The 19,322-nt window shown below is 73.6% G+C and carries 13 protein-coding genes; 4 read left to right on the forward strand and 9 right to left on the reverse strand.

What is annotated here, in order from left to right; all coding sequences use genetic code 11:
* Positions 1–45 precede the first annotated feature (45 nt).
* Both ACLB9X_RS16515 and ACLB9X_RS16520 read right to left on the reverse strand, forming a co-directional pair.
* Positions 46–3,783, reverse strand: coding sequence for a UvrD-helicase domain-containing protein (locus ACLB9X_RS16515; RefSeq protein ID WP_410361106.1), 3,738 nt, complete (start codon positions 3,781–3,783; stop codon positions 46–48).
* Between the two features lie 102 nt (positions 3,784–3,885).
* Positions 3,886–4,368: an MGMT family protein gene (locus tag ACLB9X_RS16520; protein ID WP_410361107.1), complete on the reverse strand. Its 483-nt coding sequence runs from the start codon at positions 4,366–4,368 to the stop codon at positions 3,886–3,888.
* Between the two features lie 206 nt (positions 4,369–4,574).
* Between ACLB9X_RS16520 and ACLB9X_RS16525 the strand changes: the two genes are divergently transcribed.
* The gene (locus ACLB9X_RS16525) at positions 4,575–7,469 is read left to right on the forward strand and encodes a lysylphosphatidylglycerol synthase domain-containing protein (RefSeq protein ID WP_410361108.1); all 2,895 of its coding nucleotides are present in this window, start codon (positions 4,575–4,577) and stop codon (positions 7,467–7,469) included.
* Positions 7,470–7,606: 137 nt separating this feature from the next.
* Positions 7,607–9,163, forward strand: coding sequence for an alpha/beta hydrolase (locus tag ACLB9X_RS16530; protein ID WP_410361109.1), 1,557 nt, complete (start codon positions 7,607–7,609; stop codon positions 9,161–9,163).
* 58 nt (positions 9,164–9,221) lie between these two features.
* Here ACLB9X_RS16530 and moeZ read toward each other — a convergent pair whose 3' ends face one another.
* From moeZ to ACLB9X_RS16565, 7 genes are all read right to left on the reverse strand, one after another.
* Positions 9,222–10,400, reverse strand: a complete 1,179-nt coding sequence (gene moeZ / locus ACLB9X_RS16535; RefSeq protein WP_410361110.1) for an adenylyltransferase/sulfurtransferase MoeZ — start codon at positions 10,398–10,400, stop codon at positions 9,222–9,224.
* A 61-nt stretch (positions 10,401–10,461) separates the two neighbouring features.
* On the reverse strand, positions 10,462–11,223 hold the full coding sequence (locus ACLB9X_RS16540) for a spherulation-specific family 4 protein (protein ID WP_410361111.1): 762 nt from the start codon (positions 11,221–11,223) through the stop codon (positions 10,462–10,464).
* Positions 11,211–12,170: an NAD-dependent epimerase/dehydratase family protein gene (locus ACLB9X_RS16545; protein ID WP_410361112.1), complete on the reverse strand. Its 960-nt coding sequence runs from the start codon at positions 12,168–12,170 to the stop codon at positions 11,211–11,213. Before ACLB9X_RS16545 ends, ACLB9X_RS16540 begins: the two co-directional genes overlap by 13 nt.
* Positions 12,171–12,323: 153 nt before the next feature.
* A complete protein-coding gene (locus ACLB9X_RS16550; protein WP_410361113.1) occupies positions 12,324–13,946 on the reverse strand; it encodes a hypothetical protein in 1,623 nt (540 codons plus the stop codon).
* Positions 13,943–15,610, reverse strand: coding sequence for a DUF3492 domain-containing protein (locus tag ACLB9X_RS16555; protein ID WP_410361114.1), 1,668 nt, complete (start codon positions 15,608–15,610; stop codon positions 13,943–13,945). The genes ACLB9X_RS16550 and ACLB9X_RS16555 overlap by 4 nt, the downstream gene beginning before the upstream one ends.
* 219 nt (positions 15,611–15,829) lie before the next feature.
* Positions 15,830–17,113 (reverse strand): DUF3152 domain-containing protein, encoded by a 1,284-nt coding sequence (locus ACLB9X_RS16560; protein ID WP_410361115.1) that lies wholly within the window; start codon positions 17,111–17,113, stop codon positions 15,830–15,832.
* A gap of 8 nt (positions 17,114–17,121) precedes the next feature.
* Complete coding sequence (locus tag ACLB9X_RS16565) at positions 17,122–18,087, reverse strand: alpha/beta fold hydrolase (RefSeq protein WP_410361116.1); 966 nt, start codon at positions 18,085–18,087, stop codon at positions 17,122–17,124.
* A 136-nt stretch (positions 18,088–18,223) separates the two neighbouring features.
* Here ACLB9X_RS16565 and ACLB9X_RS16570 point away from each other — a divergent pair, with 136 nt between their 5' ends.
* Together ACLB9X_RS16570 and ACLB9X_RS16575 are read left to right on the forward strand one after the other, a co-directional pair.
* Positions 18,224–18,445 carry a hypothetical protein gene (locus tag ACLB9X_RS16570; protein ID WP_410361117.1) on the forward strand — a complete coding sequence of 74 codons (222 nt, stop codon included), beginning with the start codon at positions 18,224–18,226 and terminating at the stop codon, positions 18,443–18,445.
* Positions 18,446–18,628: 183 nt separating this feature from the next.
* Complete coding sequence (locus tag ACLB9X_RS16575) at positions 18,629–19,282, forward strand: TetR/AcrR family transcriptional regulator (protein WP_410361118.1); 654 nt, start codon at positions 18,629–18,631, stop codon at positions 19,280–19,282.
* Positions 19,283–19,322: the final 40 nt, after the last annotated feature.

The raw sequence follows: 19,322 nt of genomic DNA on the forward strand, positions 1-19,322 counted from the left end.
TTCATTGGATGCAGGCAAAGGGATCAAAGCCCGACAAAACACCGATCATTCCACTATTTGGCGGCCCTCCGGCTGAGCGCTGCACGAGGCGCGGAACGTGCAGTGCGTGCAGTGCTGGCCGGTCGACGGCGTGAAACGCTCGTCCAGCACCCGGCCGGCGGCGTTGGCCAGCAGCTCGCCGACCCACTCCCCCGAAAGCGCCTCCTGGGCCTGCACCTTGGGCAGTGCGTCGCCGCCCTCCTTCTTGGCTGCGGGCTGGCGCAGCTGGACGAGTTCGGCGCCGCCGGGCTCGGGCCGCGTGCCGTCGAAGACCTCGTCGACGGCGCCCTCGCGGACGGCCAGCTGGTACACGGCGAGCTGGGGATGCCGGGCGACCTCGTCCCGGGTGGGCGACTGCTTGCCGGTCTTGAAGTCCACGACGTAGGCACGGCCCTGGGCGTCCTGTTCGACACGGTCCATGGAGCCGCGAATGCGCACCTCGTACTCCCCCGCCTCCAGGGTCACGTCGAAGTCGTGCTCGGTCGCCGCCGGGGTCCGTCCGCCGCGGTCCATGACGTGCCAGCGCAGGAAGCGTTCGAGCGCCACGCGCGCGTGCTCCTTCTCCTGCTTCGACTTCCACGGGGCGTCGAAGACGAGGGCGTCCCAGACGGAGTCGAGCCGTTCCATGAGGACGGCGAGGTCGGCGGGGCTGCGGCCGGACGCGACCTCGTCGGCGAGGACGTGCACGACGTTGCCGAAGCCCTGGGCCGCGGTGGCCGGGGCGGCCGCCTTGACCTCGCGTCCCAGGAACCACTGGAGGGCGCACGTGTTGGCGAGCTGGTCCAGCGCGCTGCCCGAAAGGGCGACGGGCCGGTCCCGGTCGCGCAGCGGTGCGGCGCTGTGCGTGGGGTCGTACATGCCCCACCAGCGGTACGGGTGCGCCGACGGCACCAGGGGCTGGCCCTCGTCGTCGGTGAGCGCCGCGAGCCGGGCGAGACGGCGGGCGGCGGCGTCCCGCAGCTCCGGGGAGGCGTCCGGGTCCACGGTGGTGGCCCGCAGCTCGGCGACGAGCGGGGCGACAGCGAGGGGGCGCCGGGGCCGGCCGGTGACGTCGCGCGGCTCGGTGCCGAGTTCGGTGAGGAAGCGGGAGGGCTGGTCGCCGTCGTCGGCGGGGGCCTTGACGGCGGTGACGACGAGCCGGTCGCGGGCGCGAGTGGCGGCGACGTAGAAGAGGCGGCGTTCCTCGGCGAGGAGGGCGCCGGGGGTGAGGGGCTCGGCGAGGCCGTCGCGTCCGATGCGGTCGGCCTCCAGCAGGGACCCGCGGCGGCGCAGGTCCGGCCACAGGCCCTCCTGCACGCCCGCGACGACGACGAGACTCCACTCGAGTCCCTTGGCACGGTGCGCGGTCATCAGCCGTACGGCGTCGGGGCGGACCCGTCTGCGCGTGAGAGTGTCGGCGGCGATGTCCTGGGCGTCGAGCTCCTCGATGAAGTTGAGGGCGCCGCGGCCGCCGGTGCGTTCCTCGGCGCGTGCGGCGGTCTCGAAGAGGGCGCAGACGGCGTCGAGGTCGCGGTCGGCGTTGCGGCCGGCCGCGCCGCCGCGGAAGGCCGCGCGCTCCAGGCGCTGCGGCCAGGAGGTGCCGTCCCACAGCAGCCACAGCGCCTCTTCGGCGGTGCCGCCGCCTTCGAGCAGCTCCCGCGTCTTGCGCAGCAGGGCACCGAGCCGCTGGGCGCCGCGGGCGTAGGCGGGGTCGTGCGCGACGAGGCGCTCGGGCTCGGCGAGCGCGCGGGTGATGAGCTGGTCGGAGGGCGGCGGCAGGCGGTTGCCCCCGGCCCGCTCCTCGTCGCGCAGGGCCCGGCCGAGGCGCCGGAGGTCGGCGGAGTCCATGCCGCCGAGGGGCGAGGTGAGCAGGCTGAGCGCGGTCTCGGTGTCGAGCGGCCCCTGCACGTCACGGATCCCGCCCTCCGCGTGCGGAACGTCGTCGGCCTCCTCGCCGCGCGGCACGCCGCCGACCGCGGGCCCCTCGGCGCGGGGGCCGTCACCCGCCGGGGACTCGGCACCTGCGGCGCGGCTGCCCTCGGGCCCGTCGCCCGCGCCCTCCGCGTGCGGAACGTCGGCGGCCTCCTCGCCGCGCGGCACGCCGCCGTCGGCGAGCCCCTCGGCACGGGGGCTGTTACCGCCGTCTACGGGCTCCTCGACGCGGGTGTCCTCGGGCCCGCCGTCCGCGCCCTCCGCGTGCGGAACGTCGTCGGCGGGGGCAGGAGGGTCCGCTGCCCGTACGGGCTCCGGCTTCGGGTCCCCGGAGCTGTCCACCACCACGTCCGCATCCGTCCCAGCGCGTGGCGTGTCCTCGCGCGGGGCCGGCACGCCCCCGGAGCCGTCCGGCCCCTCCAGGCCCGCGACCGGGGCGCGGGCCGCCGCCGTCGCCGCCACTCGGAGCGCTGTCAGGAGCGGGGCCACCGCCGGTTCGTGGCGCAGCGGGATGTCGTCGCCGTCGACCTCCAGGGGGACACCCGCCGACGTGAGTGCGCGCCGCAGGGACGGGATCGTGCGGCCGCCCGCGCGGACCAGGACCGCCATCTCGTGCCAGGGCACCCCGTCCTCGAGATGGGCCCGGCGCAGGATGTCCGCGATGTTGTCGAGCTCCGTGGACGCCGTCGGGTAGGTGTACGCCTCCACCCGGCCGCCCTCCCGGACCGCCGCCAGCTCCCGGTGCGCCCGGACCTTGTCGGCCGGGAGCCTGGTCAGGGGCATACGGCGGGTCAGCAGGCGCGTCGCCTCCAGCAGCGCGGCCCCGCTGCGCCGGGACGTCGTCAGCACGGCGACGTCCGACGGCCTGCCCTCCGCGTGCCGGAAGGCGTCGGGGAAGTCGAGGATGCCGTTCACATCGGCGCCCCGGAAGGCGTAGATGGACTGGTCCGGGTCGCCGAAGGCGACCAGCGTGCGGCCCCCGCCCGCCAGCGCCCGCAGCAGCCGCACCTGTGCCGGGTCCGTGTCCTGGTACTCGTCCACGAACACCGCGTCGTACGGGAGGCCCCCCGGCGACAGCACGTTCTCCGCCAGCAGCACCGCGCGGTGGACCAGCTCCGCGTAGTCGAGTACGCCCTGCATGTCGAGCACGTCCAGGTACTCGGCCAGGAAGGCCGCCGCCGCCCCCCAGTCGGGGCGGCCGGTACGGGCCGCGAAGCGCGCCAGGGCGTCCGGGCCGAGTCCGAGCTCACGGCTGCGTGCCAGCACCGCCCGCACCTCGTCGGCGAAGCCGCGCGTGGTGAGGCAGGCCCGCAGCTCGTCGGGCCAGCGCACGCCGGCCATACCGTGGCGTTCCAGGTCGATCTGGCCTGCGAGCAGTTCCCGTACGGCGACGTCCTGCTCGGGTCCGGACAGCAGACGCAACGGCTCCGAGAACAGGTCGGCGTCCTGGTGGGCCCGTACGAGGGCGTAGCAGAAGGAGTGGAACGTGGTCGCCTGCGGCCCGTGCGCGCCTCCCAGGCGCAGCGCCATGCGGTCGCGCAGTTCGACCGCGGCCTTGCGGCTGAAGGTGAGCACGAGGATGCGCGCCGGGTCCGCGCCCCGGGCGATCCGGGCGGCGACGGCCTCCACCAGAGTGGTCGTCTTTCCGGTGCCCGGTCCCGCCAGGACCAGCAGCGGCCCGTGGCCGTGGTCAACCACGGCGCGCTGCGCCGCGTCCAGGTGAGGGGGCTCCACGGGGACCGGCGGGGTGCGCACCAGTCGGTACGCGCCCGGGGACCTCCGGCGTACCTGGTGCGGGTACGCCGTACGCCCGGTTGTGGAGGAGGAACTCACGTGGATCGCCGGTCCTGGGGGGGTGTGCTGATGAGGAGAGTGCGGCGCGTGCCGCGCGCAAGGGACGCTACGCCCTGCGGGGACGCGCGGGCAGCGGTCGCGTCACGTACCCCGTACGGTCGCGGGACCCCCCGCAGCGCCGCCGTTTGGCGGAAGCTGTCCTATGTGAGCCCCGTTGTGAGCCCCTCCGCTGTGAGGCACATCTCCCGGGACGGCGCCGCCCGGGCCTGCGTCGCGCTGCTCCACGCCGTCCCACCGCGCCCGCTTCATGTCGAGGCGCGGCAGATGTCGTTCCGCGACGCGCGACGCGTCCCGCAGCGGAGTGCCCTCCGCGCGATAGTGGTCGAGTGCACGCAGCTCGTGGCCGGGCAGCAGGACCCCGTCGGCCCGGACGACGCGCCACCACGGCACGGGGCCGCCGTAGAGCGCCATCACACGGCCGACCTGGCGGGGTCCGCCCTCGCCGAGCCACTCCGCGACGTCCCCGTACGTCATCACGCGGCCCGGCGGGATCAGCTCGGCGACCTCCAGCACCCGCTCCGCGTAGGCGGGGTACTGGGGCAACTCGTCCGTCCGGTCGTCCATCCGACCCATCCTGCCGTATGCCACCGACAACGAGCCGGAGAGGGTGTGAACCGGTGCACGGACGGCAAAGAGGAGCATCTCGCGCGCCCGACGCCCCCGCGATACACCCTGATGCCCCCCTCTGTCGTCCGGTCGTGCCACCATCGTGCGGGCGGTGACTGGTGATACGAGATCAAGAAGAGACCGAGACGGTGAAGGAGCAGGGCGTGCAGCCTTCGAAGGCGGCAGGCGGCCCTGAGCGCGAGCCGCATCCGCAATTGCCTGTTCCGCCGACCGGCCGGGACGCCGCTCAGCCCGCGGCGGACCGGGAACCGACGGCCGGCGCCGGCTCCGCCACGCCCGCGAACGCCCCGGCCGGCGCCGACGCCGCCGCGCCCGCCGACTCCGGCGCCACCCCGCCTCCGCGCACAGGAGCCGGAGCCACCCCGCCTCCACACACGCGCGCCGGCGCCACCCCACCCTCGGACGAGGACCCCGCAGACGCGGAGGCCGGCGGTCCCCACGGCCCGGCGCGTGCCGACATGAACCGCGCCGACCGCGTCTTCGGTGACGAGCCGCTGCTCGCCGCCCGGGTCCACCGCCCCTCGGACCTGATGCGGCTGCTCGTCGGCATCCTGGTGATCGCCGTGGTCCTGGCCGTCGCCGCGTTCGCCCAGGGCACCACCACCGGGCTCGAGTCGGACATCAGCAAGGGCACCGGCCAGGCCCCGGACCTGCTGGTCAAGCTTGCGGGCCTGGTGTCGAGCATCGCCGTGCTGCTCGTCCCGGTCGCCTTCGCCATCGAACGCCTGGTCAAACGGGACGGCCTGCGGATCGCGGACGGCGTGCTCGCCGCGGTCCTGGCCCACGGCGTGACGCTCGCCACCGACCTGTGGGTCTCGCGCAGCGCCCCCGGCAGCCTCCAGGACGCGCTGACCCAGCCGCAGGCGAACGGACTGACGGACCCGGTGCACGGCTACCTCGCGCCCGTCATCGCGTACATGACGGCCGTCGGTATGGCCCGCAGGCCGCGCTGGCGCGTGGTGCTGTGGGTCGTCCTGCTGCTGGACGCGTTCGCCATGCTGGTCGCCGGGTACACCACACCCTTCTCGATCATCCTGACCGTCCTCCTCGGCTGGACCGTCGCGTACGGCACCCTCTACGCGGTCGGCTCCCCCAACGTCCGTCCCACCGGCCAGAACCTGCTCGCCGGTCTGCGCCACGTCGGCTTCCACCCGGTGTCCGCGATGCGCGCCGACGACACCCCGGAGAACGCCGATCAGGACCGGGGCCGGCGGTATCTGGTCTCGCTGGAGGACGGTCCACCGCTCGACGTGACCGTCGTCGACCGCGAGCAGCAGGCACACGGCTTCTTCTACCGGGTGTGGCGTCGCCTGACGCTGCGCTCGATCACCACGCGCCGCTCCATCCAGTCGCTGCGCCAGGCCCTGGAACAGGAGGCCCTGCTGGCCTACGCGGCGATCGCGGCGGGGGCCAACGCGCCCAAGCTCATCGCCACCTCCGAGCTGGGCCCCGACGCCGTGATGCTCGTCTACGAGCACCAGGGCGGGCAGGTGCTCGACGCGCTGGAGGACAAGGAGATCACCGACGAGGTGGTCCTCGGCACCTGGCGTCAGGTGAAGGCGCTCCAGTCCCGGCGCATCGCCCACCGCAGGCTCGCCGGGGACGCGATCCTGGTGGACCAGGCGGGCCGGGTCGTCGTCACGGACCTGCGCGGCGGCGAGATCGCGGCCGGCGACGTGGTCCTGCGCATGGACATCGCCCAGATGCTGACCACGCTCGGTCTGCGGGTGGGTGCGGAGCGGGCGGTCGCCGCGGCCGTGGAGGTGCTCGGCCCCGACAAGGTCGCCGACTGTCTGCCGCTGCTCCAGCCGCTCGCGCTCACCCGCTCCACCCGTGCCACGCTGCGCCAGCAGGCGCGCGACCGGGCCCAGCGCGAGCGCGAGGCGGTGCTGGAGGCGTCGGCGGCGGCCAGGAAGGCCCGTACGCCGGACGCGGCGGCCGAGGACCGCAAGGCGGCCCGCAAGGTCGAGCGCGCGGAGAAGCTGGCCGACAAGCGGGCCCTGGACGAGGCGATGGAGGAGGCCCGCGAGGAGGACCTGCTCTCGCAGATCCGCCGCCAGGTGCTGCTGATCCGCCCGCAGGCGCCCGTCGAGCCGGTCCGGCTGGAGCGGATCAGGCCCCGTACGCTCGTCAGCTTCATCGCCGGCGCCGTCGCCGCGTACTTCTTGCTGTCGCAGATCACGGGGATCGACTTCGGCACGGTCTTCGACAAGGCGCACTGGGGCTGGGTCGCCGCGGCCCTCGGGTTCTCGGCGCTGAGCTATGTGGCGGCTGCGATGAGCCTGCTGGGCTTCGTCCCCGAGCGGGTCGGGTTCGGGCGGACCGTGCTCGCGCAGGTCGCCGGGTCGTTCGTCAAGATCGTGGCCCCGGCCGCGGTCGGCGGCGTCGCGCTCAACACGCGCTTCCTGCAGCGCTCGGGGGTACGGCCGGGGCTGGCGGTGGCGAGCGTGGGCGCGTCGCAGCTGTTCGGTCTCGGCGCGCACATCCTGCTCCTGCTGGCCTTCGGCTACCTGACCGGGACGGAGCGGACGACGACGTTCACACCGTCGAGGACCGTGATCGCGGGCCTGCTGACGGTCGCCGTGCTGGTGCTGGTCGTGACGGCGATCCCGTTCCTGCGGAAGTTCGTCGCCACCCGGCTGCGGTCGCTGTTCGCCGGGGTGGTGCCGCGCATGCTCGACGTGCTCCAGCGGCCGGTGAAACTGCTCACGGGCATCGGCGGGATGCTGATGCTGACCGGTGTGTTCGTGCTGTGCCTGGACGCGTCGATCCGGGCCTTCGGCGGCGGCAGCCAGCCGCTCAGCTACGCGACCATCGCCGTGGTGTTCCTCGCGGGCAACGCCCTCGGGTCGGCCGCGCCGACTCCGGGCGGTGTGGGCGCCGTCGAAGGCGCGCTCGTGGGCGGTCTGCTGCTGGTGGGTTTGCCCAAGGAGGTCGCCGCGCCCGCCGTGCTGCTGTACCGCACGATGACGCTCTGGCTGCCGGTGCTGCCCGGGTGGTTCGCCTTCAACCACCTCACGCGCAAGGGCGCGCTCTGACGGCCGCTCTCCGCCGCACCGCCCGGAAATCACCCGTACGGAGCAGCGAGGCCACCCGTACGGTACCTTGACCGGTCCACCACCCGCATGGACCGTTCGCCCGTGCGGAGCAAGCCGCGCCGTCGCACGATGGCCCTATGCCGACCACTCGTGCACCGGCCCGTACGGCCGCCGTCGCCACCGCCGTCGCCGTCCTGCTGGCCGCCGCCGGCTGCGGGGACGGCGGGGGGAACGACGAGGACCGCCCCAAGGATCTCGCCGCCCAGGTGCTGGAGTGGCAGCCCTGCCCGGCGCCTTCCGAGGCCGAGGGCGGCGGGCCGAAACCGTCCCCGCTGCCCGGTGGCACCGTCTGGGAGTGCTCGTTCCTGGACACGCCGCTCGACTGGGACGAGCCGGACGGCGAGACCATCGAGCTGGCCCTCATCCGCGCACGCGCCCGCGACCAGGCGAACCGCATCGGCTCGCTCGTCTTCAACTTCGGCGGCCCCGGCGGCTCGGGCGTGGCCACCCTGCCCGCCGCCGCCAAGGACTACGGCACCCTCCAGGCCCGCTACGACCTGGTGAGCTTCGACCCGCGCGGTGTCGGCCGCAGCGTGCCCGTGGAGTGCCTGGACGACCGGGAGATGGACGCGTACGTGGCCCAGGACTCGACGCCCGACGACGCGTCCGAGGAGGCGAAGTTCGTCGGGGGCATCCAGTCGTTCACCGAGTCCTGCGAGGAGAACTCGGGCAACGAGCTGCCCCATGTCGCCACCGTCGACGCCGCACGCGACATGGACCTGATGCGCGCGGTTCTCGGCGACGACAAGCTGCACTACTTCGGGATCTCGTACGGCACGGAGCTGGGCGGCGTGTACGCGCACCTGTTCCCGCAGCGGGTGGGGCGAGCGGTGTTCGACGCGGTGGTCGACCCGAGCGAGGACGCCGAGCAGGGCTCCCTCGGCCAGGCCGAGGGCTTCCAGCTGGCGCTGACCAACTTCCTGAAGTACTGCGTGAGCCGTGGCGACGACTGCCGGCTCCCCGGCTCCACCGTCGCGGAGATGCAGGACTGGATCATCGGGTTCCTCGACCAACTGGACCGGAGGCCGATCCCCGGCATCGGGGAACGCAAGCTGACGCAGAGCCAGGCGCTGAACGGCATCGCGCAGACGCTGTACTCGCGCGAGTACTGGGAGCTGCTGGAGCAGGGCCTCGACGAGGCGGAGGGCGGCAGCGGCGCGCTGCTGCTCGCCTTCTCCGACGCGCTGACCGGCCGCTCGGAGACCGGCACCTACAGCAACATCCAGGCGGCCGGCATGGCGATCGGCTGTGCCGACTCCAAGGAGCGGTACACGCTGGAGGAGACCAAGGCGAAGCTGCCCGCGTTCCGCAAGGCGTCGCCCGTCTTCGGCGAGTTCCTGGCCTGGGGCCTGATGAGCTGCACCGACTGGCCGGTGCCGGGCATGTGGACGCACCCGGACGTCTCCGCCGCCGGCGCCGCGCCGATCGTCGTCATCGGCAACACGGGCGACCCGGCCACCCCGTACGAAGGGGCGAAGGCGATGAAGGAGGCCCTCGGCAAGGGCGTGGGCGTCCAGATCACCTACCGGGGCCAGGGGCACGGCGCGTACGGCAACAGCGCGTGCGTGGACCGGGCGGTGGACGCCTATCTGCTGAGAGGCACGGTTCCGAAGGACGGGACGGTCTGCCGGTAGGACGGCAACGGCAGGGGCCCCGGACCGCGTGTGCGGTCCGGGGCCCCTGCGCGTTCGGTCAGTAGACCGGCTTCTCCGGCTCGATCTGGTTGACCCAGCCGATCACGCCGCCGCCGACGTGCACCGCGTCGGCGAAGCCCGCCGACTTGAGCACCGCGAGGACTTCCGCACTGCGGACACCCGTCTTGCAATGCAGGACGATCTTCTTGTCCTGCGGCAGGTCCTGCAGGGCGCTGCCCATCAGGAACTCGTTCTTCGGGATCAGCCGCGCGCCCGGGATCGAGACGATCTCGTACTCGTTGACCTCGCGGACGTCGATGATGTCGATGTTCTCGCCGTCGTCGATCCACTCCTTGAGCTGCTTGGGAGTGATCGTCGAACCGGCCGCCGCCTCCTGGGCCTCCTCGGACACGACGCCGCAGAAGGCCTCGTAGTCGATGAGCTCGGTGACGGTCGGGTTCTCCCCGCAGACCGCGCAGTTCGGGTCCTTGCGGACCTTGACCTGGCGGTACTGCATCTCCAGGGCGTCGTAGATCATCAGCCGGCCGACCAGCGGCTCACCGATGCCGGCGAGCAGCTTGATCGCCTCGTTGACCTGGATGGAGCCGATGGACGCGCAGAGCACGCCCAGCACGCCGCCCTCGGCGCAGGAGGGAACCATGCCCGGCGGCGGGGGCTCCGGGTAGAGGCAGCGGTAGCAGGGGCCGTGCTCGGACCAGAAGACGGAGGCCTGGCCGTCGAAGCGGTAGATCGAGCCCCAGACGTACGGCTTGTTCAGCAGCACGCACGCGTCGTTGACCAGGTAGCGGGTCGCGAAGTTGTCCGTGCCGTCGACGATCAGGTCGTACTGGCTGAAGATGTCCATCACGTTCTCGGCCTCGAGCCGCTCTTCGTGGAGGACGACGTTCACGTACGGGTTGATGCCCTTGACGCTGTCGCGGGCGGACTCGGCCTTGGAGCGGCCGATGTCCGCCTGGCTGTGGATGATCTGACGCTGCAGGTTCGACTCGTCGACCTCGTCGAACTCCACGATGCCGAGCGTGCCGACGCCGGCCGCGGCGAGGTACATGAGGGCGGGCGAACCCAGGCCGCCGGCGCCCACACACAGCACCTTGGCGTTCTTCAGCCGCTTCTGCCCGTCCATCCCCACGTCGGGGATGATCAGGTGGCGGGAGTACCTGCGGACCTCGTCGACGGTGAGCTCAGCAGCTGGCTCGACCAGGGGTGGCAGCGACACGGGGACTCCGTAGATCGGTATCAGTACGGTTGTTCTTCCCGTAACACTGCCACGGCCCTTCTCATTCCGAGACACCTGGTCCGATCTGCGAGACGATTTCGTCCCAGTAGCCGGGCAGCGCCTCGTATGGGCAGCTTTGCTCCTTTCTCGCGTCCGGAGATCCCCGGTCGGTGAAGAAGATCGTTCCGGCGCCCTGCCAGCGCGCGATGCGGGTGGCCTCCTCCAGATGCGTGCGCGGCACCCCGTGGACGAAGTGCGCGAACCGCTCCGGCGGGTAGTCCGCCGTCCACTCCGCCACCTGCGACCAGCGGTAGTCCGACCACGGCCCGGAGAACGTGACCAGTTGGTCCGCCGCCTCCGCGTATCCGGCGTACGGGTGCGTGCCGTGCCCGAGGACCAGGTGGCCGCCGCCCGTCATGGCGTCCAGCGTGGCGGTGGTGCGGCGCACCTGCGCCAGCTCCGCGCGCTCGACCGGACAGCGGTCCAGCAGGAAGCCGTCGACCCGGTACCAGTCGGTGAAGTGCCGGGCGTCAGCGACGATGTCGCCGAAGGAGCGCTCCCCATGGGCGAGGTCGAGGTGCCCCAGGACGCGCACCCCGGCGTTCCGCAGCCGGCCCGCCGCCTCCAGGCAGTGCGGGTCGGGCAGGGCGCCGGGGCCGTCCGCGACGTTGAGGACCACCCAGTGCAGTGGCGCTCCCGGGCGGGTCAGCTCGGCCCATTCGAAGGGCGCGAGCAGCGGGTGGGCGTATCCGGGGATGCCGAAGCCCAGCCTGTCCGCGCCGGTGGCCGAGAGTCTGGTTCCGGAACTCGTCAGATGCGGCATGCCGCCTCCATCCAGATGTCGGCGAGGGATTCCTCGAGGTTGATGCGGGGCCGCCAGCCGAGCCGGTCCCGCGCGGTGCGCACGTCGGCCTGCTGCCAGCCGCCGCACCCGTCGGGATACGGGGAGGGGGTGGCGGCCAGGTGCTCGACGACGGACTCGGAGCGCGGGGCGCCGATGCCGGGGCGGACCGAGGGGGCGTCCAGTTCGTGCAGCGCGCCGGTGAAGCCCGCGACGCGGGCCAGGGTCGCCGCCGCGTCCCTGAGCCTCACCGCGCGCCCGGTGCCGATGTTGACGACGCCCTGGGCCGCGGAGAGGGAGGCGGCGTGCACGGCGCGCGCCACGTCCCGCACGTCGACGAAGTCGCGCTGCACGCCGAGGCCGCTGAGCTTCAGCTCCCCGTCGCCCTGCTGCATGGCCCGCCGCATCGCCTCGGCGAGGCGGCCGAGCGGGGAGCCGGCCGGGGTGCCGGGCCCCACGGGTGAGAAGACCCGCAGGACGACGGCGTCGAGTCCGGAGCCGAGCACCAGCTCGGTGGCGGCGAGTTTGCTGACCCCGTACGGCCCGCCGGGGCGCGGCACGGCGTCCTCCGCCGTCGACGAGCCGGGCTGGGACGGCCCGTACTCCGAGGCGCAGCCGATCTGCACGAGCCGGGCGCCGCAGCCGCTGCGGCGCAGCGCCTCGCAGACGGTGGCGACGGCGACGGTGTTGTGCCGGGTCAGCTCGCGGGCGCCGCCGCGGGTGGCACCCGCGCAGTTGATGACGACACCCGGGTGGACGGCGCCGAGGAAGCGCGTGAGCGCGCCCGGGCTGCCGCCGGAGAGATCGAAGCGCACGTCGGCGTCGTCGCCGCGGCCGAGCGCCGTGAGGTGCACGGCCGGATCGGCGAGGAGCCGGTCGGCGACGAACCGGCCGAGGAATCCGTTGGCACCGAGCAGAAGCACCCTCATCGTGCGGCTCCTCGGTGCCGACGGGCCGTGTGCGGGTGGTTCGGGGTCATGCGCAGTCTCCTTCGGGTGTTGCCGTTCGATGCCGTGGACGCCGGCTGTCCGCGGTGTCGGCTCCGCGGAGCACGTCGGCCTGTGCCAACGGCGTGCGGGTGTTCAGCGGGTGTGGGCCGAGGCCCGGGCGAGCGCCGCGAACGCGTGGGCGGCGAGTCCCAGCGCGGCGGCCCCGCAGGCCAGTACGGGTACGGCGGCCGCGCCCCACACCCCGACGAGCGCCTCCAGGGGGCGCGCGACGGGGTCGAGGCCGGGCAGCCTGCCCGTCAGCAGCAGGGCCGGCGCCGCGGCCTCGACGGCGCAGGCGGCGGCCAGGGCGGTCGACGCGGGCTCGGGGAAGCCGTGGACGACGAGCAGCCGGGCCAGGAAGAGCAGCGTGCCGAGGACCGCGGTGGGCCCGAGCGTCCCCGCGCCGGGCAGGACGAGCCCGGTCAGCGCGACGAGTGCGCCGAGCGCCGCGACGTACAGCAGGAGGACGGCGAGCAGCAGGGGCCGGGTCCCGGCGGCGAAGTCGTCCAGTGCGCGGCTCGTCCCGAGCCTGCGGCTCGCCTGTGCGGCGAAGAAGTCCGCGCACCAGGCCGCCGGTGCGACCGCGAGGGCGAGCGCGACGACGGGGACGGGGGTCATGGGCCACAGGCGGTCCGGGCCGCCGGCGACGATCTCGGTCGTGAGTCCTTGGCCGCATGCCGCGTAGAGGAGCAGCCAGAGCGTCCACAGGCGGGTGGCGGGGAGCTTACGGCCTCGTGCGCGCAGGGGGCCGCGGCGCAGAGCGAACAGCAGCGCGAGGCCCGTGGCGAGTGCGCCGATCGCGCCCGACGCGAGCCGGGCGGCGCCCTCGGAGGCCGCCGTGGCCGCGACCGCCAGGGCGCACACGACGCCCGGCAGCAGCGGCGTCAGGTACGGCCCGACCCGCCCGGCGCGCGAATCGGCGGCGCGCGTCGGGCGGTCATCCGTGGTGGCAGGGGCGCGCTCCGCCCGCGCGAACATCTCCTCGGCGAGCGAGAAGACGTCCCGGTGCCGGAAGCGGGCGGCGGTGCGGTCGGTCAGCCCGTGGGCCTCGAGTCCCGCGGCGATCTCCAGGGGGTCGACGGCCTGTTCGCACAGTTCGCGGTGCCGGTGGATGAGCCCTTTGACGGGATCGACGCCGCCGCGCCGCACGGCACCGCGCGTGCTCTCGCCCCGCGCGGTGGCGCCGGCTGTGCGGAAACGGTCCGGCACGCCCGCGCCGCGCGGTGCCGCACGGTCCGGCGCGGCGGCGCTCTCGGCACCGTCGTCGCCGGGCGCCCGGCCGGGGCCGTCCACGGCCCCCGCGCCGCCAGTGACACGTGTCACGCCTGGCCCGGGCCCGGTCGCGGCCTCCAGGGGTGTGCCACTGGGCGCCGGACGACCGAGTGGCTCGGCCCCGCCGACGGCCGGGCCACGTGTGCAGGACCGGTCCGGCACATCCGCACGCCCGGCACCCTCCCGTCCGCCCCCGCGCCCGCCTCCTCCCTCATCCGGCGGGACGCCCTCCGTGTCCGCCCCCTCCGGTACCGAGGAAGGATCCGGAGGGCCACCGGACGCGGGCTCCGTGCGGATGTCGTCGAGGGTCGTCAGGGCCGCCAGCGCCCACACCGCGCGGACGTGGTCGTCGTCGGCCGCGGCCTCCAGATCGACACCGCGGTCCTCGTGCAGGGCCGTCGGCTCCTCGGGGGCCGTTTTCCCCGTGACGCGTGACGCGTTCATCGGCCTGCCTCCTTCCCCGTCTGCGGTGCCGAGCCGGCGTCGACGAGCCCCGGCCCGGAAGCCGCTGCCCAGCCCGGCGTGTGGCTGCCCGCGCCGCCCGTCCAGCCGCCGGGCACATGCGACTCGGCCGGGTGCGCGAAAGGCAGCGGCTCCCCGTCGGCGTCGACGGCCTCCCGCTGCACCGGCGAGTGCGAGATCAGCTCCAGGTAAATGCCGCGAAATGCCGTCAGGTTCTGTTCCACGGTGAAGAGTTCGAGCGCGCGGGCGCGCGCGGCCGCGCCCAGCCGCGCCCGGCGCTCCGGGTCGCGCAGCAGCGCGAGGCACGCGTCCGCGAGCGCCCGCGGGTTGCGCGGGGGCACGACCAGCCCCGTGCCGCCGATGACTTCGACGACCGCGCCGACGTCCGTGGACACCGTGGCTCGCCCGCAGAACATCGCCTCGACCAGGCTGACCGGGAAGCCCTCGACGACGCTGGACAGGACGACGACCGAGCCGGCGGCGTAGGCGTCGGCGAGTTCGGGTGTCTCAGGGCCGCCGATCTCCTCGAAGGAGACGGGGTTGTCCCCGACGGCGTGCGCGTCCGCGGCCTCGTCGGGGAAGAGCTGCGCGGCCAGGGCCCGGCAGTGGGCGAGGTAGGTCGCCGCCTCCTCACCGGGCGCCGGTGCGCCGAAGAGCCGCAGGCGCGCGGCCGGTTCCTCCTTGCGGACCTCGGCGAAGGCGTGCAGCAGGGCGACCAGGTCCTTGGCCGGCTCGATCCTGCCGACCCAGACGAGAGTGCCGCCGTCCCCCGCGTCGTCGCTCTCGCCGACGGCCGCGAAACGGTCCGCCTCCATACCGGGGTGGACCGTACGCACCGCGGCGCGGTCGGCACCGCATTTCGCCTGCCAGCGCCGGGTGTGTCCGTTCCCCGGGGTGATGACGGCGGCCTGCCGGTAGGCCTCGGCGGCGAGCTGCCCGTGGAACCCGGCGAGCATGGCCCGTACGGGACCGCTCAGCCCGGCCTCGCGCCCGGCGAGATACCGCGCGCGCACATGGACGGCGTACTCGGTGACCAGGAGGGGGACTCCGCAGAAGCGTTTGGCCAGAAGGCCGGGCAGCGTCGCGGGTCCCCCGGACGTGGCGTGGCAGAGGTCGGCCGAGGCGAGGGCGTCGTCGCCGTACCAGTCGAGCGACAGCGGGCGCAGGGCTTGCTCCAGGTGGTCGGCGACCGTGAGCAGGTCGGCGACGGTCACACCGCGGAGTGCGCGGTGCGCGCCCGGCGCGTGGCAGGCGGCTTCCAGGGCGCGCAGGGCGGTTTCGGACCGCAGGGCCGCATGGAGTCCGCCGTTGTCGCGGGCCAGGTCGGCGAGGCCGTACAGCCCGTCGGCGAAGCCGTCGCCGCCGGCACAGACGGCGGCGGCCACATTTCCGAAGTGACCGGCGAAGCGCCGCCGTTCGCGCCGTCCGAGGCGTACGCCGTCGTCCGCGGGCGCCTCCAGCAGGACCGTGTACACCGCGCGCACCTGCGGCGGCAGGGCGGGCAGCGCGTCGTGCCGTGCACTGCGACTGAGTGCGTAGATGTCGAACTCGTGTGGCGCGAGGCCGCGCACCAGACGATCGCACCAGAGCCCGGACTCACCCGTCGCATACGGATACCCACCCTCCGTAATCAATCCGATCCGCACGCGTACACCCCCGATCTCCCTTGTGGACGGCCGCCGTTGGTTGCCGGCGGCTCTCAGCGGGACGACGTTATGCGGATGCGACGGTGGCGCGACGGACGGTTGTCCATCGCGCCACCAGAAGGGGTGAATAGGCGTAACTTTCGCACCCAGGTAGCGTTCCGTCGCGCTACAGTGCGTTTCCGTCACGCAGAGTCATGCTGCGGCCAGCTCCGCAGGGCCTCATTCCCCGGGGTGCACCCAAGGGTTCGGCCTGCACTCGATGCCGCCGATGTCCAGCGACTTCGTCTGCTGCTGCATCACCGGCGCCAAGGCCCCCGGCGTCTGGCAGGTCACGTGATTGTGGCCGAGCCGGTGCCCGACCTCGTGGTTGATGAGCATCTGCCGATAGGCGACCATCGCGCCCGGCCCGTACGTCTCGGCGCCCTGCGCCCAGCGGTACGCGTTGATCATCACGCGCTCCGTGGACGCCGAGTCGCAGGAGACGTTGTCGACGGTCGTGTCCAGACCGGACTTGGCGCACCAGGTGGCCGTCGTGCCGGGGCTCGCGAGGGTGATGACGAACTCGGGGTCGCCCGACGAGATGCGCTCGAAGGTCATGGCCCCGCCGTGCGCCCAGCTCCGCTCGTCGTTCAGCGTCTCCTGGACGGCCCTGGCGAACAGGCCGCGGTCCAGGTCGAGCCCCTTCTCGACGTCGATCCGATAGCGGATCTTGCGTCCCTTGCCGGGCGCCCTGTCCAGTCCGGGGACCGCCTCGAAGTCTCCGGACGCCCGCAGTCGGGGGTCGATGGGGAACTGCCGGGCCATCAGCTGCGCGTACGTCGGGGGCGGCGGGGCCGCTTCCTGCGCGGGGGCCGGCCTGCCGTCGGAGCGGCCCGGGCGCTCCTGCACGGCCCCGCGGTCCCGCTGCGACGACTGCGCGCCGACACTGTCGTCCCGGTCGGCGGCCACCTGCCCGGCGACGACGACCGCGAGGACCGTGGTCACGGCGGCCGCCGCGACGCCGGTGAACGTGCGGCCCTTGCCGCCCTTGGCCGGACGCTGACGGGCCTCGTCGTCGGCGCCGTCCGCCGTGGCGCCGTCTCCCGTAGCTCCGGGAGCCGTGGCATCGGGGGCGGGATCGCCGTCGGGCCCGTACGGATCACGGGCCGGGACGGCCGCCGGTGCGTCGAAGGCCTCGACGAACTCCCGGCGCGGCCCCGGTATCCGCGGCCCGCCCACCGCCACGGGCGGCGGCGCGGTCCGCACCTGCTGCTGGGCGCCGGTCTGCCAGTCGCCCCAGCCTCCGCCGGACTCGTAGTGCTCGGGGTGCCCGCCCCTGGCCGGTCCGGCGAAGTGTCCGGTCCCGGCGGAGGTGTGCTGCTCGGGGCCGGAGCCCGCCGACCGCCTTCGCCGACCGCTGCCGGGCAAGGCCCCGGCGGTCTCCCGCTCCCCGGAGGCCTGGCCGGGCACGCTCCCGGAGCCGGCACCCTTGGGTGCGGGGCCCTTGCGGCTGTGTCGTCCCACGCCCCGGATCAGCTCCCACTGCAGTCGTCGAGCAGGTCCCGGAATGCCTGGGCGACCGTTTCCGGGTACTCCATCATCGCAACGTGCCCGGCGTCCGGGAGCGTCAGCAGCCGGGAGTCCCGGAACGCCGCTGCCGCCTTGCGCGCCATACGGTACGAGACGAGCCGGTCCTTGCGCCCGTAGACGAGCAGGGTCGGCGCGAGCACGCGCTCCGCCTGACGCCACAGCCCGTGCTGGCCGCCAAGCGTGTACGCGTCAACAATGCCCCTCGCCGACCTGGCCATCGCGTCCCAGAAGTACGGAAGGCGCATGCGCCGCTCCATCTCCTCGACCGCGTTGCGCAGCGACTCCTCCGTCACCCGTGTGGGGTCTCCGTAGCAGAGCGCGAGTACCCCGCGGGTGCGCTGTTCGGCGCTCCATCCCTTGGTCATCCGCGCGAAGAGCAGGGCCACTCCGGGCAGGGCGAGCAGCCCGGTCGGCACGGCGGAGCGCTGCACCCGCAGCTCGGGCAGCGCGGGCGAGACGAGAGTGAGCGTGCGCACCAGGTCCGGGCGGACGGCCGCGACCCGGGTGCAGACGGCGCCGCCGAGCGAGTTGGCGAGCAGGTGGACGGGGCCGCGCTCGCTCGCGTCCAGGAAGCGGATGACCGCGCGGGCGTGTCCGGTGACCGAGTAGTTGCCGTCGTCCGGCGGCGGCGAGTCGCCGAAGCCGGGCAGATCGAGGGCCTCGCCGTCCACCACGTCGTCGAGCTGCGCCATCAGCGCCGACCAGTTCTGCGACGAGCCGCCGAGGCCGTGCACGTACAGCGCGGGCGGCAGTCCGGCAGTCGCCGGCGGGCGGGAACGGACGGTCAGGGCCAGGCCCGGCAGGGTGACGGAGCGCAGCTCCTCGCCCTCGGCGACGCGGACGGTCGCGACCTTGGGGGCGACCGCGGCGTTCGCGGCGGCGGTGCCCGGCAGCTCGGTCGAAGACATGCGGGCAATGTTACGAGACGATCACGTCATGACTCGTGTGTTCGGTGTCACAGGTGCGGCGCGTACCGCGTAGCGCCCGCCATCGGGAACTCCTAGGCTCGTACTAAACGGCGCATTCCAGGGAAAGCGGTGCGGTATGACAGTCGATCCCACTGAACCGGAAACCTTCGCCGAGGACGACGACACCGCCACGACCGACGACTCGGAGGTCCCCGAGGCCGACGCCGCCGAGCAGCACACCGACGTACGCCCGGAACGGGACGATCCGGTGAACCGCGCCGATCCGGACGCCGCGAACGAGGCGGACGCCGCCGAACAGGCGCGCGTGGTCGCGCTCGACGAGGACGACTACCGGTGACCTGCCGCGCTTGCCGCCGGTATGTCCGCGTATGGCCCGCGAACAGGCAGCTTCCGCGACCGTCCGGTCCGTGAAATTCTGCGTCCGCACCACGCACTCCGTCGTTACCCAAAAGTACGATGGCGGCGCGGCGCACAGCGCGTACCGGAAGAACTGTGCTTGTTCACCACCTTGGGAGGCGGCGTGACAGCCATCGAGCAGACAGAGGCGCGCCCGCGGGGCACACGCCTGCCACGCCGAGCCCGCAGAAACCAGCTCCTGGGTGCGGCCCAGGAAGTCTTCGTGGCTCAGGGATACCACTCGGCCGCCATGGACGACATCGCCGAGCGGGCCGGCGTCAGCAAGCCCGTGCTCTACCAGCACTTCCCCGGAAAGCTGGAGCTCTACCTCGCGCTCCTGGACCAGCACTGCGAGTCGCTGCTGCAGGCGGTCCGCACGGCGCTCGCGTCGACGACGGACAACAAGCTGCGCGTGGCGGCGACCATGGACGCCTACTTCGCGTACGTCGAGGACGAGGGCGGCGCGTTCCGGCTCGTCTTCGAGTCCGACCTGACGAACGAGCCCGCCGTCCGCGAGCGCGTGGAGCGGGTCTCGTTGCAGTGCGCCGAGGCCATCTCGGACGTGATCGCCGAGGACACCGGCCTGTCCAAGGAGGAGTCGATGCTGCTGGCCGTCGGCCTCGGCGGAGTCTCCCAGGTCGTCGCGCGGTACTGGCTCTCCAGCGGCTCCGGCATCCCGCGGGACACGGCGGTGCAGCTGCTCACGTCCCTGGCGTGGCGCGGTATCGCGGGCTTCCCGCTGCACGGCAGCGAGCAGCACGCGGCCGAACAGCGCTGAAGCTGTTCGCTCCTGGCGTTGTGCACCCGCGCCTGCCGTG

This window comes from Streptomyces sp. 5K101 (assembly GCF_046506645.1).
GTDB lineage: Bacteria > Actinomycetota > Actinomycetes > Streptomycetales > Streptomycetaceae > Streptomyces.